The sequence below is a fragment of the Proteus sp. G2675 genome (assembly GCF_963886535.1).
GTDB classification, from domain to species: domain Bacteria; phylum Pseudomonadota; class Gammaproteobacteria; order Enterobacterales; family Enterobacteriaceae; genus Proteus; species Proteus mirabilis.
The window spans coordinates 102,305-115,450 of record NZ_CAWPCB010000037.1; the positions used below are offsets into that span (position 1 = coordinate 102,305).

Annotated in this window: 13 protein-coding genes; 7 read left to right on the forward strand and 6 right to left on the reverse strand. The window is 34.5% G+C overall.

Annotated elements, in window-relative coordinates:
• Positions 1–476 precede the first annotated feature (476 nt).
• The 3 genes from AACQ49_RS12600 to AACQ49_RS12610 are packed head-to-tail and all read right to left on the reverse strand — an operon-like array spanning position 477 to position 3,766.
• Entirely contained in the window at positions 477–1,640 is a 1,164-nt protein-coding gene (locus AACQ49_RS12600) for an ABC transporter permease (protein WP_017827649.1), read from the reverse strand.
• The gene (locus AACQ49_RS12605) at positions 1,640–2,785 is read right to left on the reverse strand and encodes an ABC transporter permease (protein WP_004246220.1); all 1,146 of its coding nucleotides are present in this window, start codon (positions 2,783–2,785) and stop codon (positions 1,640–1,642) included. Before AACQ49_RS12605 ends, AACQ49_RS12600 begins: the two co-directional genes overlap by 1 nt.
• Positions 2,786–2,794: 9 nt before the next feature.
• Positions 2,795–3,766 (reverse strand): HlyD family secretion protein, encoded by a 972-nt coding sequence (locus AACQ49_RS12610; protein WP_049207752.1) that lies wholly within the window; start codon positions 3,764–3,766, stop codon positions 2,795–2,797.
• A 235-nt stretch (positions 3,767–4,001) separates the two neighbouring features.
• Here AACQ49_RS12610 and AACQ49_RS12615 point away from each other — a divergent pair, with 235 nt between their 5' ends.
• From AACQ49_RS12615 to AACQ49_RS12640, 6 genes are all read left to right on the forward strand, one after another.
• On the forward strand, positions 4,002–5,705 hold the full coding sequence (locus AACQ49_RS12615) for a sensor histidine kinase (RefSeq protein ID WP_004246222.1): 1,704 nt from the start codon (positions 4,002–4,004) through the stop codon (positions 5,703–5,705).
• A 2-nt stretch (positions 5,706–5,707) separates the two neighbouring features.
• A complete protein-coding gene (btsR, locus tag AACQ49_RS12620; protein WP_004246223.1) occupies positions 5,708–6,424 on the forward strand; it encodes a two-component system response regulator BtsR in 717 nt (238 codons plus the stop codon).
• Positions 6,425–6,446: 22 nt separating this feature from the next.
• Positions 6,447–6,821, forward strand: coding sequence for a YjaA family stress response protein (locus AACQ49_RS12625; RefSeq protein WP_004246224.1), 375 nt, complete (start codon positions 6,447–6,449; stop codon positions 6,819–6,821).
• A 404-nt stretch (positions 6,822–7,225) separates the two neighbouring features.
• On the forward strand, positions 7,226–8,458 hold the full coding sequence (locus AACQ49_RS12630; protein WP_237612825.1) for a hypothetical protein: 1,233 nt from the start codon (positions 7,226–7,228) through the stop codon (positions 8,456–8,458).
• A gap of 4 nt (positions 8,459–8,462) precedes the next feature.
• A complete protein-coding gene (locus AACQ49_RS12635) occupies positions 8,463–9,215 on the forward strand; it encodes a tetratricopeptide repeat protein (RefSeq protein WP_004249597.1) in 753 nt (250 codons plus the stop codon).
• A 180-nt stretch (positions 9,216–9,395) separates the two neighbouring features.
• On the forward strand, positions 9,396–9,536 hold the full coding sequence (locus AACQ49_RS12640; RefSeq protein ID WP_004246227.1) for a hypothetical protein: 141 nt from the start codon (positions 9,396–9,398) through the stop codon (positions 9,534–9,536).
• A gap of 56 nt (positions 9,537–9,592) precedes the next feature.
• On the opposite strand, the gene AACQ49_RS12645 is transcribed toward AACQ49_RS12640, so the two are convergent.
• The 3 genes from AACQ49_RS12645 to AACQ49_RS12655 are packed head-to-tail and all read right to left on the reverse strand — an operon-like array spanning position 9,593 to position 12,227.
• Positions 9,593–10,840: an MFS transporter gene (locus tag AACQ49_RS12645; RefSeq protein WP_004249598.1), complete on the reverse strand. Its 1,248-nt coding sequence runs from the start codon at positions 10,838–10,840 to the stop codon at positions 9,593–9,595.
• 11 nt (positions 10,841–10,851) lie between these two features.
• Positions 10,852–11,229 carry a RidA family protein gene (locus AACQ49_RS12650; RefSeq protein WP_004246229.1) on the reverse strand — a complete coding sequence of 126 codons (378 nt, stop codon included), beginning with the start codon at positions 11,227–11,229 and terminating at the stop codon, positions 10,852–10,854.
• Positions 11,230–11,264: 35 nt separating this feature from the next.
• On the reverse strand, positions 11,265–12,227 hold the full coding sequence (locus AACQ49_RS12655; protein WP_004249599.1) for a sugar phosphate isomerase/epimerase family protein: 963 nt from the start codon (positions 12,225–12,227) through the stop codon (positions 11,265–11,267).
• Positions 12,228–12,413: 186 nt separating this feature from the next.
• Here AACQ49_RS12655 and AACQ49_RS12660 point away from each other — a divergent pair, with 186 nt between their 5' ends.
• The gene (locus AACQ49_RS12660) at positions 12,414–13,064 is read left to right on the forward strand and encodes a helix-turn-helix transcriptional regulator (RefSeq protein ID WP_004246231.1); all 651 of its coding nucleotides are present in this window, start codon (positions 12,414–12,416) and stop codon (positions 13,062–13,064) included.
• Positions 13,065–13,146: the final 82 nt, after the last annotated feature.

Genomic DNA, 13,146 nt, shown 5'->3' on the forward strand with positions numbered 1-13,146 from the left:
TTGACATCGATATAATAATACTTAATTAAAAATTAACAATTAATTTTTTAAAATTTTTATTCTTACTTTAATTGAATGTTTTATTTTGATTATTTAATTTAGCCCTTCTAAATTAAATTCATTATAATAAGATTAGTTTATTTTAATTAAGTGTCATTACTGGTTTTTATATAATTGTTTGTTTTTTATGTTTATATAAAAAGTAATTAATTTATTTTTTATATATTAAGATAAGGAAAAGCACTTAAAATAGTTCACATTAATTATTATAACAATAACATTAATTATTTAAGCTTATTAAAAAACATTATTATTATTAAGATAATATCTTTAGATAGAGATTGCATAAAAATAAAATAATTCAAACAAAATTTTGTTATTAATAGACTATTATAGAAAATTCACACTAAAATAAAAAATACGGGATAACTTTTCAGTAATCCCGTCCTATTTACCTAGCATATTACAGATATTATTTACTTTGAACGGTGGTAATGTCTCACCCAATGCTTAAATTGATGAGTAATTTTCCTTAACTCACCATTGCGCAACATCCCCACTAACACCCCCAAAATGGTATATATCACGCCTAAAACCAGCATCATCACGATATCCCCTAGGATGCTTTGGAATGATAATCCCATCTGGTTAATTCCGGCCATAGCATTTACAGCCCATGTAGAAGGTAATGCAGAGGATATTGCCAATACCCAATCTGGCATAGCTTGTAATGGCCAAATAGTTCCCGAAATATAGAATACCGGTGTCGTCACAAATGCTAATGTTAAGTAAATCATCTCAACACTGCGCAAGCATTCGGTGATCAACTTACCTAATCCTAATACTGCTAATAAGAATGGGAAGGTCAACATCCAAATTTGATAGAGGGGTGCTTCTTGACGATAGCCTAATACCCACGGCCATAGTGCAAAGAACACCGAAGATAAAAAGAGCCAAATCGGTATAAGTGCAGATAGCGCGCCTAAATATACCGCTAACGGAGGCTTCCCTTTTGGCGTTCCTCTGACGGCGATACTCACTCGTACACAAGCAATTAATAATGAGTGTTGCAATAACATCACTAACAAGCCTGGGAAAATAATGGCGGCAAAACTGACCCCAGGGTTATACATGGCGATAGTTTCACTTTGGATCGGTTTTAATAATATTTTTGACTGTGTCGCACTAAAACCCGCATTTTGTAAGATACGGCCGTTATAGTTATCTAATAATTGCTGATACGCCTGCATTAATTCTTGCTGAATTTGTCCACTAGCAAGACGGTTGGTCGCATCCCCATACACAGGAACGGTAACATTTTTGCCATTAAGCAGTTTTTTTTCAAAATCTGTTGGAATAATAATAATGGCAAACAGTTCACGCATGATCATGTCATGACGAGCTTCATCTAAATTATCATATCCCTTTAAGCTTAATTTAGGTGTGGCATCTAATGAGCGGATAAGGGCATAACTGGCGGGACTATGATCTTGATTGATCACCGCCACAGGCAGATCCCACAATACAGGTTTAGCGTAGACTAAACTCATAATGCAAAGAGAAACCAATAATAACATCCACATCGGTTTTTCTAACATGCCTAATAAAACACGCTTAAATGTTTGGAAATACATCTGCATCATACGACACCTACCTGTAATTCCAATCTTTTAAAGATGCGTTTGCGAACTAAAAGCGCAATCGCAAAAGGATAAATCAACAAAAGCGTGCACACATAAAGAATACCTTGTAACGAAACTTCTCTTAAGAAGATATCAAACATAGCATTTAAGGCGTGCGTTAATGGCTCTAGATTAGAAATGATTCGAGCAGGTAATATCATCGACAGTTCAGGCACTGCCATCCCTGAAAAAGCTAAGGCGATACTCACTAGCATACCTATCATACTGTATGCGGTTATCGCACTATTGGTAAATGTAAACAACAGCAACCCAATACTTTGTGCCGCGATGATATAAAAGAACCCCACCAATATCATATAAAGCGGATTACCATTGACTTTTGCCCCTGAAAAATGCACCAACGCCGCTAATTCAACCATTAATAATGTTAAGAAAAACAGCGTATAAGGTGCTAATTTACCTATCAGGGCAAAAGTGAAAGGTTTGAGGTTTAATAGCATATTACCCCGTGATAAGGAGTAAATCGTGCAGGTGACAACAAAGAGTTGCAGCATATGAATGGTCGCAGCAAATTGTTGATAGTAGATATAACTACCACTGGCATTAAACAGACTGTCATAAGAGAGTGTTACTTTAGCTAAAGGCGGCACCGGCTTATTCATCTCTTGCGCTAAAACAGTGCGATATTGAGCATTAAGCTCAGCAATTAACCCGCTAAAATCCTGTATAGCATAGCTACCCGCAGCATAATACAACCCATTGTAATACATTCGGGTTGTCGGCTGTTTGCCTGCTAATACATCTTTTTCAAAATGGCGGGGGATCATTAAAATAGCGTAATCTTTTGCACTTCCTAGCTGCTCTAAGGCGGTTCGCGGATTTGTATCTAGTGCACTTAATTTTGCATGAGAGCCTGCATTTAAATCTCGGATCAACGTTTTTGATAGTGGACTATTATCATTATTGATAACGGAAACTGGCAAGTTCAGCAAAGTACCTTCTGAAAAGTTAGCACTAATTAATGTGAATAACATTAATGGAAACAGCCAGCTTAGCCAGTGGAACACTGGGCTTCGCACTGCCATATGGGTTTCTCGTGAGAATGCGCTATTAAAACCACGCCAAGCTGCCTTTACTCTCATTATTCGCCCTTACTTATCCCAACGCCATAATGCGCTCATACCAGGACGTAGTCCTTCAATTTGTGCCGTTGGATACAGTCGAACTTCAAAGGTTTTTAAGTCGAAATCTCCTGTTGCACGCGTCGCTCTTTTCGTTGCGTAATCTCCCATAGGAGCAATATAGCGAACTTCTGCTTCCACTTCTTTATTGCCTAACGCAGGAACAGTGATGGTGATGCGATCGCCTTTGCGGATATCGGCTAAAATATCTTCACGCAAGTTATATACAAAATAGGCTTCAGGAAGACGAATTAACGTAGCTAATGGGCTATTGGCATTAAAAAGCTCACCCACTTCCGCAGGAATAGGCCCCACTTCGCCGTCAACCGGAGCTTTTACCTGTAAATCTTGTTGCTGAACTTTCAGCTCAATTAATTGCTGCTCTGCTTGTTGTAGTGCGGCTCGGTATTTCTCACGTAATTCAATACGATCACCGTTTTTCGCTTCATCTAACTCAGCTTGAGCGGCTTTTGCTTGCTGCACGGCAACATCTCGACGACTACGAGCACTATCAAGCTCATTGGCAGAGACATAACCTTTATTGGCGACCGCACTAAGACGCTGGTAATCTTTCGTTGCATTGATGGCTTGTGCTTGCGCCTGAGATAAGATCGCTTGTAAATTGCGAATGCTTTCTTCTCTTGTACCGTGAATAGAGAGATCTAATTGAGCTTGAGCTTGGGCTTTTGCCGCTTCCAGTGCAGCCACTTGAGCATTGAGTTCTGGGCTATCTAAGGTGATCATCAATTGCCCCGCTTTAACATCATCACCCCGCTCAATATGACGCTCTATAACACGTCCTTTGGCTTTAGAGGCCACAATAACTTCAGGTGCATCCACTTCACCTTGCAGTAATAAATATTGATTATGCGCGCGGAAAAGAACGGCTAATGCAATAAGTATTAGCATTAATAAAATAAGATAGATGGCTCTTTTTTTCATATAACGATTAGACCTTAATAGTGAAGTAGAACACTCACTGATAGCGTTATCTTACACAATAACTGGCTATTTCTTTAAGAATTTTGTGCGCTAGATCACTGACTCAGAGGAAGATTTTCTTTGATAGTGCGATTAAGTTATTCTTATACCAAATTTTATTACTCCATGAATAGCCTCATTTTATCTACGTTTTTTTAATTTATTAAATAAACCCAGAAAGTGGTACACACAACTTATGTACGAATTTGATTTAATTTTGCTGTTATTACAGCAAATGTGCGTTTATCTCATTATTGCGTGGTTTCTCAGCAAAACGCCGCTATTTACGCCTCTTTTACAAGTGACTATCAAACTTCCACATAAATTAATGTGCTATGTGATTTTCTCCATTTTCTGCATTATGGGCACCTATTTTGGATTGCATATTAATGACTCTATTGCTAATACCCGTGCTATTGGCTCCGTATTAGGCGGATTATTAGGTGGCCCGTATGTAGGCTTTCTCGTTGGCTTCACGGGTGGCTTACACCGCTATTCCCTCGGCGGGATGACAGCGTTAAGTTGTATGGTATCCACTATCGCAGAAGGATTAATTGGTGGATTAGTTCATCGTTATTATGTAAAACATGGACAAATGCACCGCATATTTAATCCTTGGACAGCGGCTACCGTCACCTTTTTTGCCGAAATAATACAGATGAGTATTATTTTATTACTCGCTCGTCCTTTTGATGAAGCACTTTCTTTAGTAAAAAATATTGCCGCTCCTATGATTGTAGCAAATACAATAGGTGCTGCGATGTTTATTAGGATATTACAAGATAGACGTGCCATTTTTGAAAAATATACTAGTGCTTTCTCCGCTCAAGCATTAAAAATTGCGGTTTGCACTGAAGGTATTTTACGTAAAGGCTTTAACCAAGATAATAGTACTCGTGTTGCAAAAGTTATCTACCAAGAATTAAAAGTCAGTGCTGTCGCCATTACGGATAGAGATAAACTACTCGCTTTTATTGGTATTGGCGCTGATCATCATTTGCCGGGTACACCGATTTCCTCAGAACAATCTAAACAAGCCATTAATAATAACGAAGTCGTGTATGCGGACGGCAATGAGACACCTTATCGATGTACCCTTTCTCCACATTGTAAATTAGGCTCGACACTGGTTATTCCTTTACGAGGAGAAAATAATCGCGTTATTGGCACCATAAAGCTCTATGAAGCAAAGAATCGCTTATTTAGCTCCATTAATAGAACCTTAGGAGAAGGGATCGCCAGTCTATTATCAGCACAAATTCTTGCCGGACAATACGAAAGAAATAAACAATCACTATTAGAATCAGAAATTAAATTACTACACGCACAAGTCAATCCCCACTTTTTATTTAATGCATTAAATACATTACAAGCCGTTATTCGTCGTGATAGTGATCAAGCAAAACAGTTAGTGCAATTTCTGTCGGCTTTTTTCCGTAAGAATTTAAAAAGACCCGAAGCGATAGTGACACTCAGTGATGAAATTGAACACGTCACGGCTTATTTACAAATTGAAAAAGCGCGCTTTCAAGAAAGTTTACAGATAGATATTCAGATACCTGAACATTTAGCCACTGCGCGCCTTCCTGCATTTTCGCTTCAGCCTATGGTTGAGAATGCAATTAAACATGGAACATCACAGTTATTAGGCATCGGAAAGATTACAATTAGAGCGCATCAAGAAGACCACTTAATAGTGATCGAAATTAGTGATAATGCAGGGCTTTATCATTCGCAAGGCGCATCACATCAGCTCGGTTTAGGAATGAGACTTGTCGATAAGCGGATTAAATTACGCTATGGTGATCTATATGGTGTACTTGTGGAGTGTCAGCCTGATAACTATACCAAAATAAAAATCTGTTTACCCTTAGAAAAAAATATGGATAACGCAGCATAACAATGAATATATTAATCGTTGATGATGAGCCGCTTGCTCGTGAAAATTTACGTTGTTTACTCGAAGAAGAAAAAGATATTCATATTATTGGTGAATGCAGTAATGCTATTGAGGCGATAGGGGAAATACATCGTAAAAAACCTGATGTGGTTTTTCTTGATATTCAAATGCCACGTATTACTGGCTTAGAAATGGTCTCAATGCTTGATCCTGAACATCGCCCTTATATTGTCTTTTTAACCGCATTTGAAGAATATGCTATTCAAGCATTCGAAGAGCATGCTTTTGATTATTTGCTCAAACCATTAGAGCAAGAGCGTTTAGCCAAAACATTAAGTCGTTTACGCCAAGGCAATAAACAAAATATTGATTTATTATCACCACCAGAAGAACGCTTAAAGTGCATTCCTTGTACTGGGCATAGCCGTATTTGGCTAATGCCAATCGATGAAGCCGTGTTTGCTACATCACGATTAAGCGGTGTCTATGTCACCAATAATCAAGGGCAAGAAGGTTTTACTGAGCTTACATTACGTACTTTAGAAACACGCACTCCGCTGGTACGTTGCCATCGTCAATATTTAGTGAATATGGATTATGTCAATGAAATTGTATTTGGTGATAATGGACAAGCAGAACTTATTTTACATAATAATAAACAAATTCCGGTCAGTCGACGTTACCTTAAACCCTTAAAAGAAGCGATTGGCTTAATTTAATCAGTAAAAAGGAATAAGCTAGATGGAACCCATTTATATTAAAGTTTATATTAATCGCATCGAAGTTCGTGATCTTCACACCAAAAAAGAATTTTCTGTAGAACGTCATTTTACTCATAGCCGAATGTTAATTGGTGATTTTTACCCTGCTATTGAAGCGATACGAACAGCACTTACTCAAATAGGTATTAACCCATTATCCTTTTTTTGTCGAAAAAGAAATGTGGTAATTCATCCTTTAGAACGTACCGAAGATGGATTATCCCAAGTAGAAATTCGATTATTCAATGAAGTCATTGCCGGTGGGTTGAATAACAAATACAAAAAAATCGTTATTAGTGCAAAACTCACACCACTTATGGATGCAGAGGTGATTGAATTAATCAATAAATCATAACTCTATATAAAATCAGTATTTAACCATTTACAAATAAGTGTCTAAATACTTATTAAAAACCTGCTGATATTGTTTTCTAGAAAATATAAGTTATTTAATAGGTGTTATTCCATGCTTATCCAAATCTAAAGCCTCCTCTCTATCTAATCCATCCTTATATGCAATATTATTCCATTTCACCTAATGTTCTGTAATATCTAAATTACAAGAAATCACAGAACAATAATCACTACCACAATGGCAACGATAATTCACATATTATTTTTAATAATTAATTATAATCACTAAATTAACCATTAAATAAAAAGTTAATTATGGTAATTAAAATTATAAGTAGACAAATTAAAAGTTTAATTTTAGCCTAATGTAAAATTGAATATAAATATTATAGATAGGAGATCATTATGAAAGAGAAAAAACACTATTCAATTCATAAAGTAGAAGATATGAATATTTACGGTGAACATAATGGAGACTTTTATTATAGTAAATATGGACACCCTGAAATAACAATATTCGTTGCACCATCAGGTAGTAAAATCCACGATGAACACGGAGAAACAGACCAAACGTCAACTTTTGGGCATATATTTATTGGTATTAGAGGTTGGAATCCTGTTACCGAAGAAAGGGAAGCTATTACCGTCGGTTTTAGCCCTGGTGACAGTATGAAAACAAGTGAGGATAATTTTTCATTTAATGATCACCTTCGTTATCCAGATGCATCCACTCTATCAATTAGATCATACAATTGGCCCTTTGCTAAAAATTTTGAAAAACTCTTCACACTATTACACACATATAAAACAGGTGAAAAACTTCCACCAAAATATAATCTTCTTTTTAATAATTGCGGTCAATTTGTTCAACATGTTTTGGATATATCAGGATTTAAAAACATTTACATTGCATTTCAACCAGATGATCTTTACGATAATCTAAAACATGCAGCAGATAATTATAGAACACCATTAGCTATCGATTTAAATGCTAATGGAATACAAACACTTTCTAGCAATTCAAATATAGCGTTTGACTTTGATAGTAATAAGACTCCTATTCAAACAGGCTGGCTCCATCCAGATGATGGTTTTTTAGTTTGGGATAAAAATAATGATGGGGTTATAGATAATGGAGAAGAATTATTTGGTGATAGAAGTTTGTTACCAAATAACACTAAAGCTCAAGATGGATTTTTAGCACTTTCATACTTAGATAGTAACAGGAATAAATTAATAGATAAAGGTGATAATCTTTGGTCTGAATTAAAAGTATGGCAAGATAAAAATTCAGATGGAATAACACAAAAAGATGAACTTTATTCGCTAGATAAAGCTGGTATTAATTATATAGAACTTAATATAACTAAAAGCCATTTCTATGACTTAAATAATAATTTTCATCAATTAGAATCCTTTGTAAACTGGGATAATGGAAATAGAACATTGATTACTGATGTTTTATTGCATCAAAAACCTAATACTGATAATAATAAAATTTCTCAACAATTAATGAACAATATTATCAATGAGATGGCTAGTTTTTCTTCTTTAGGAAATAGTGAGTCCATCCCAATAAATCAATTTATAAATTCAATTGAAAGTACAGTTTCATTAATACCTAATCTATTGAGATAATATAATGAAAATATTTAATATATTATTTTTTGGTTTATTAATTATTAGTAATTCCTCAATCGGAGATGAATACCCTATTATCACAGAGAAAATGTTAAACTCAGGATATAACAAATTAGAGTTGCAGTATGATCCTCAATTACCTTTGATTACACCTTACCCTGAAAATAAAGAGCTTGTTTATCCTCTTATTGAAAAGGCTAAAAAAAATAACAATTCTAATGATAGTTATCTTATTGCTTCCATTTTCTTTGTTGGTTGTACTAATTTAAAATATAAAATTACTCATGAAAGTGATAAAAACCAGTGCGAATTATCACGTAATTTCTTAAAAAAAACATTAGCATTGAACCCTAAACATGGAGCAGCTCTATTCTATCAAGCCGTTATTTTTGAAAATGGTTATGGTGTTGAAAAAGATATAAACAAAGCAATTAAATACTATGACAAAGCATGTCGAATAAAAGGAAACAAAGTGATTATTGCTTGTGAAAATCTTTTTTCTATCTATCTGCATGGTAACAAAGGTGTTCCTCAAGATTTAAACAAGGCCAAAGAATATGCAAAATGGATTGCTGAAAATGGGAGCCAAAAATATCAAGAATATATAAAACGTTGGGATTACATTTTATTTTCTCTTGAATTAAGTTTAAAACTAAAAGAATGTAAAAAAAGTGGGATAAATGCATCTATATGTATCCGAAAAAGCAATAATGCACTCTTGGAATATGCCAATAAAATGTACCCAATTGAGTAATTATTTATTTCTACTTTATATAGAAAAAACCAGCCAATTTTTGTTGACTGGTTTTTCAATTTATATCATCAACTCAATTGAATACTGAGTGAATTATATTCTTATTGATTATGAGTACTACTATGGCGACGTGGTACATTTTCGTTATTACCGCCTTCGCTCACCATTTACCTGAACAATTTGCTTAATCCATTAGAGCAAGAGCGTTTAGCCAAAACATTAAGTCGTTTACGCCAAGGCAATAAACAAAATATTGATTTATTATCGCCACCAGAAGAACGCTTAAAGTGCATTCCTTGTACTAGGTATAGCCGTATTTAGCTAATGCCAATCGATGAAGCGGTGTTTGCTAGATCACAATTAAGCGGTGTCTATTTTTAAGCTATATTTAAAGTGTTATTTATCATTTTAATACGCTTAGCTAATATGGTTGCACAAATAAAACCAAGCAAACTAAAAGTGACCATAATACTAAATACATAGTTATATCCTTGAATGCCCTCAAAATTATCTAATAATGACCCATAGAGAGCATAAGCAAACATGGAAGGCATATAACCAATAATACATCCAAACGCCATCGCTGAACCTGCATATTGTCTTGGTGTTCCAATTTCATCCATTGGTGCAAAGAAAATAGCTCTTTGCGAGAAAATGATTGCACCGAAGCCTAATGTTGCAGTCATACCTAAATAGACATTCATTGAGTCATGAGGCAACATAATGAAAATAGCCATTGCAATCGCAGATAATAAAAATGTCCATTTCAGATATATTGTTGGCGATTTTGCAACTTTGTCAGCTAAAAATCCGCCTAATGGACCACCTATCATTTTTAGTGCATATTGATTAATAATGCCATAGGCACCGATAAGGGCTATTGGTAGTGCGTAAATATCTTTTAAAAAAGGAATAAAATAAGTTAACCCACAGTAAGCAGAATAAACAAAGAAGATACTCATTGATGCTAACCATAAGTTAGGACATTTTACGACATTTTTAATCCCTTCCAAAACTTGGCGATTAGCTTCACTTGCTGAGGAGGTTTCCTTCTTATCGTCATTATCCACAATAAAATATGTAATTATACCTACTATTATTGTAGCAAGCGTATAATAAATTAATCCTGCTTGCATACCTGCTTTACCTTCACCAAATAAAACAAATATATAAAGAGCTCCCGAAGCTACTAGAACATCAACAACCCCTCGCCCAGCTTCTAGAAAACCAAACATACGTCCTTGTTCTTCTTTATTTCCTAATAAACGTACCGATTTTAGTAAAACAGGCCAATAAACAACCTCACCGAAAAATGCCATTGCACCAAATGCAATTAAATAACCCGTAAAAGGAGGCAGTGTGCTTAAATAAGCACCACATAAACCTACCCCAATTAAGCCCGCTGGTAATAAAATTTTCTTAGAGAAGCGATCGGCAATATACAATGATGAAAATAATCCGATTGTTTGAATAATGGCATAAATAGTAAAGCCAAAACCAATTTGGGTGTTAGATAATCCCCAATCTTGTTGCATTGGCACATAAAATACATCTTTCATGCTGGATAGTTTGAATATAGTCCCACCACCCAAAATAAGAAAACATAATTTTCCCCATTTATTCATGATCATATTTCCTATTTTTTATAAGCGATAGCTTCTATTTCAATTAAAACATCTTTAGGTAGACGAGAAACTTCCACACATGAACGAGCTGGGTATTTTCCTGATGTAAAAAAAGAAGAATAAATATTATTAAAAATAGGAAAATCTTTTATATCTTTAATAAAACAAGTCGTTTTAACAATATCATCCATTGATGCACCGGCAGCTTCTATAATAGCTTTTAAATTATTCATAGCTTTTAATGTTTGTGTTTCAATATCATTTCCCATAACAGAACCATCATGAGTATTGAATGGGCAACAACCTGAAATATAAATATGATTTTCAACTTTAATTGCTTGTGAATAAGGACCAATAGCTTCTGGTGCTGATGTAGTATTAATAATCATGAGATCACTCCAATATTTGATAACTATTTTATATATTAATAACAATATTTTTTTCTTAGTTCTTTTAATTTATTAACAGAAACTTGTACACAACGCTCTTGTGCGTCCATTAATGTTTTTAATGCAACAGGAGAAATTTTAGCTGGATAATAATATTCCAAGGGGTTAATTAATTGCGTATCAAAAGGTGGTGATTTAACTTCAAAGCTTCCACTTAATTCAAATACTCCCCCCGTTCCTTTATCTCTAGCAAAATGAGATGTATAGGGAAAACAGTTTTCTAAGTTAATACGTGTTACAGGCGAATGTTCAACTAATAAACGAAAACATTCATCGATATCAATACTCCCTTCACCAAGAGGCATTCCTGTAATTACCAGTGTTTCATCATCATGTGTAACAATATGATCTTTAAAATGAGTGCTATATGTATAAGGTGCTAATTTGCTCACTGTTACTATAGGATCTTCCCACGCCATCATGCCATTACCAATATCACAATGTGCACCAACCCAAATAGAATCAATATCTTTTACAATATTTAAGATTTCATCAGCCGTTTCATCTTCATGATTTTCTATTGCAAGACGTATACGATATTTTTTTAATAATGGAACAATAGACTTAATATCTTGAATAATTTTAGGGTATTGTTTCGGATTGTATTGTCCTCGACGAAACATATAAGTACGTATCACATCAGCACCAATTCCTCGAGCGATATCAATTGCTTTTGTTAATGCCTTTGGTGTTGTAAAACGTGTATCTAATTCACAATAAAGATTTTTATCTTCAATTGCCTGACGTACTTTTGCTAAATATTCAGGGCTATCACTTGTTAACACACCAAATTCTGGGTGTAATCCTTCATCAGGAATGATATTTAATTCGACCCCATCCAGCCCTAATTCAGTTGCTTTATTTATAAAATCAAAAACATCCATTACACCCTGCTGAAAAAATAGGTGATAGGACTCTGTTTCAATACCTAGTTTCATAATTTCTTCCTCGAATTCCTATACCCGTATTTAGCCATATTAAGAAAATAAAGTATGTGCTTAGGATCATAAAACTTAACTTAGTATAAAAATATTTTACTCAGTATTATCCGAGTATACTAAATATGGATTTCGACAACTTTTAACGTTAGAATTATTTAACTGTAATTATGGGTAAAATTTCTTATGGACCTTCCTACAAACCAAAAGATTACTGAAGAAGATCGGCATCTACTCCGCTCTTATATTCCTTTTCTCGATAATTTGGGGCAATTTCTCGGTGATTATTGTGAAATAGTGCTACATAGTTTTGAGGATTTACGCCATTCCGTTATCCACATAGTTAATGGACATGTTACTGGTCGTGGATTAGGTGCCCCCGTAACAAATATTGCTTTAGAAAAACTCTCAAAATTTAATCGAACAGATCAAATGTGGGAGGTTTATTTCAATACAAAAAGTGTTCGGCCATTTAAATCATCATCTACTTTAATTGTAAATAATGCAGGTACACCTATTGGTATGATTTGTATGAACTTTGCTCTCGATATGCCATTAAATGCATTAATAGATAGTTTTACTGATACAAATAATTTAAAACATGAAAATTTTTCACAAGATGTGAATAATCTTGTACAGAATCATCTAGAACCAATTAAAAAGAGAGTTTATGGAAATAAAAATATTCCAAGCAAATACAAGAACTTAGAGATAATTAAAGAATTAAATGAAAGTGGACTTTTTGAATTTTCAGCAACACATAAAATAGTATCCGCCGAATTAGGCATAAGCTCAGCAACAATTTATAAGCATTTAAGAAATTTAAGTAAGAAATAATAATAAGATTTACTTATTGTCTAGTAGGAGATGGGATCACTCCTGTCGTCCTCTAACAGCACCCTACTTACGGCTGCATATA

What these genes read in the sequence shown, in the direction of transcription:
- AACQ49_RS12600 (WP_017827649.1), bottom strand. Translation starts at nt 1,640, where the DNA reads ATGCAGATGTATTTCCAAACATTTAAGCGTGTTTTATTAGGCATGTTA.
- AACQ49_RS12645 (WP_004249598.1), bottom strand. Translation starts at nt 10,840, where the DNA reads ATGAATAAATGGGGAAAATTATGTTTTCTTATTTTGGGTGGTGGGACT.
- AACQ49_RS12655 (WP_004249599.1), bottom strand. Translation starts at nt 12,227, where the DNA reads ATGAAACTAGGTATTGAAACAGAGTCCTATCACCTATTTTTTCAGCAG.
- AACQ49_RS12605 (WP_004246220.1), bottom strand. Translation starts at nt 2,785, where the DNA reads ATGAGAGTAAAGGCAGCTTGGCGTGGTTTTAATAGCGCATTCTCACGA.
- btsR (WP_004246223.1), top strand. Translation starts at nt 5,708, where the DNA reads ATGAATATATTAATCGTTGATGATGAGCCGCTTGCTCGTGAAAATTTA.
- AACQ49_RS12630 (WP_237612825.1), top strand. Translation starts at nt 7,226, where the DNA reads ATGAAAGAGAAAAAACACTATTCAATTCATAAAGTAGAAGATATGAAT.
- AACQ49_RS12610 (WP_049207752.1), bottom strand. Translation starts at nt 3,766, where the DNA reads ATGAAAAAAAGAGCCATCTATCTTATTTTATTAATGCTAATACTTATT.
- AACQ49_RS12615 (WP_004246222.1), top strand. Translation starts at nt 4,002, where the DNA reads ATGTACGAATTTGATTTAATTTTGCTGTTATTACAGCAAATGTGCGTT.
- AACQ49_RS12660 (WP_004246231.1), top strand. Translation starts at nt 12,414, where the DNA reads ATGGACCTTCCTACAAACCAAAAGATTACTGAAGAAGATCGGCATCTA.
- AACQ49_RS12650 (WP_004246229.1), bottom strand. Translation starts at nt 11,229, where the DNA reads ATGATTATTAATACTACATCAGCACCAGAAGCTATTGGTCCTTATTCA.
- AACQ49_RS12625 (WP_004246224.1), top strand. Translation starts at nt 6,447, where the DNA reads ATGGAACCCATTTATATTAAAGTTTATATTAATCGCATCGAAGTTCGT.
- AACQ49_RS12635 (WP_004249597.1), top strand. Translation starts at nt 8,463, where the DNA reads ATGAAAATATTTAATATATTATTTTTTGGTTTATTAATTATTAGTAAT.